We start from the raw sequence: 1,494 nt of genomic DNA, 5'->3' as shown, positions 1-1,494 counted from the left end.
AAAATATCAACTCACCAATCAAACAATTCTTCGTGAGGGTAAAAAACTTTATCGCATTAAGGCGTTAAGAGATTTTGGTGATGTTAAAGCTGGTCAACTTGGTGGCTATATTGAATCTGAAGAAAATCTTTCCCATGATGGTAATTGCTGGGTTGGTGATCAGGCCATTGTTGTGAGCCCTGGTCGTGTTTACGAAAATGCGCAGGTTTATGGCAATGCAGGTGTTGGTGGTTTTGTATATGGTAATGCTCGCGTCTACGATTCAGCAAAGGTTTTTGCCAATGCCCATGTGTATGATAATGCCCATGTTTTCGATAGTGCAAAAATTGTAAGTAAAGTGCATGTTTATGAAAATGCCAATGCATGTGGCATGGCTATTGTTACTAAGAATATTTGTGGTGACACAATGAATAATGTTTATACAGAACGCCTTTCTCCTTATGGTGAAATTTGCTTTGTTATGTGTCGTCCTCATAGGAAAACAGCTTAAATAACGCGCGGGTGCGGCGGGGGCGCCTTCTTTAAACCTCTTATTAAAAATTTATTCAAATGTCAGATTAGGGAGCTACCTATGACCACTACAACTGTATCTAAAAAATATGAATTTACTAATGAAAACTTCACTTTTGATGGTCTTACTTTACACCGCATACGTGCTCTAAGAGATTTCGATGATGTTAAGGCGGGGGACCTCGGCGGTTTTATTGAAAATGAAAGTAACTTATCCCATGATGGCAATTGCTGGGTCTATGATAATGCCGCGGTTCTTTTCGATGCAACTGTTTATGAAAATGCTAAAATTTATAATGATGCTAAAATCTTTAGAGGTGCCAAGGTGTATGGCAATGCTATCGTTAATGGCAAGGCATTGGTTTTTGATACAACCGCTTATATTTATGATAACGCAAAAATTCATGATAACGCTAAGGTCTGTGGGCATGTTTATGGTAATGCCGTAATCAGTGATAATGCTACTATTTCTAATGGTGCCAAGGTTTATGACAATGCCCGTGTCTATGAAAGTGCCTATGTTTGTGGCTATATTTTTGGCAATGCCCATGTGTATGGCAAGTCACGCATTTATGTCTGGGCGCGGGTTTATGATAATGCCCATGTTTTTTGTAATGCCTGGATTAAGGATTATTCAAGTATCTATGGTCATGCCAAGGTTTCTGGCTCGGCTCGTGTTGGTTGCTTTGTAAGGATTTATGATCATGCCAAGGTCTATGGCAAATCAAATATTGATCATCATGTGCAAATTTATGGCAATGCTGTTGTGAATAGCCGTGCAAAAATTCGTAATGATATCTGTGATGATAATCTGTCACTAAAAGACGCTGCTTAAATAACGCGGGGGGCTTCTTTATAGCAAAAAAGCCGCGTCCTTTAAGACACGGCTTTTATTATCAAAACAGCTAGCGATCTAAATAAACGATTAAAGTAACCAATCGAAATATAAAAGAACATCTCTTTATTGCACAAAACGTATCAAAA

At 38.5% G+C, this 1,494-nt stretch carries 2 protein-coding genes; both read left to right on the top strand.

Annotation, left to right across the window (positions count from 1 at the left end; translation table 11 throughout):
* Positions 1-490, top strand: a 490-nt coding sequence (locus tag ACFIKB_RS09250; protein ID WP_375653465.1) for a hypothetical protein, incomplete at its 5' end; no start/stop codon positions are given.
* Positions 491-571: 81 nt separating this feature from the next.
* Positions 572-1,345, top strand: coding sequence for a hypothetical protein (locus ACFIKB_RS09245; RefSeq protein WP_375653463.1), 774 nt, complete (start codon positions 572-574; stop codon positions 1,343-1,345).
* Positions 1,346-1,494 lie beyond the last annotated feature (149 nt).

This window comes from Bartonella sp. MR110HLJHH (genome assembly GCF_042194225.1).
GTDB lineage: Bacteria > Pseudomonadota > Alphaproteobacteria > Rhizobiales > Rhizobiaceae > Bartonella > Bartonella grahamii.
Note: the sequence above shows the minus strand (reverse complement) of the source record. Positions and strands in the feature narration are given on the sequence as shown.

What these genes read in the sequence shown, in the direction of transcription:
- ACFIKB_RS09245 (WP_375653463.1), top strand. Translation starts at nt 572, where the DNA reads ATGACCACTACAACTGTATCTAAAAAATATGAATTTACTAATGAAAAC.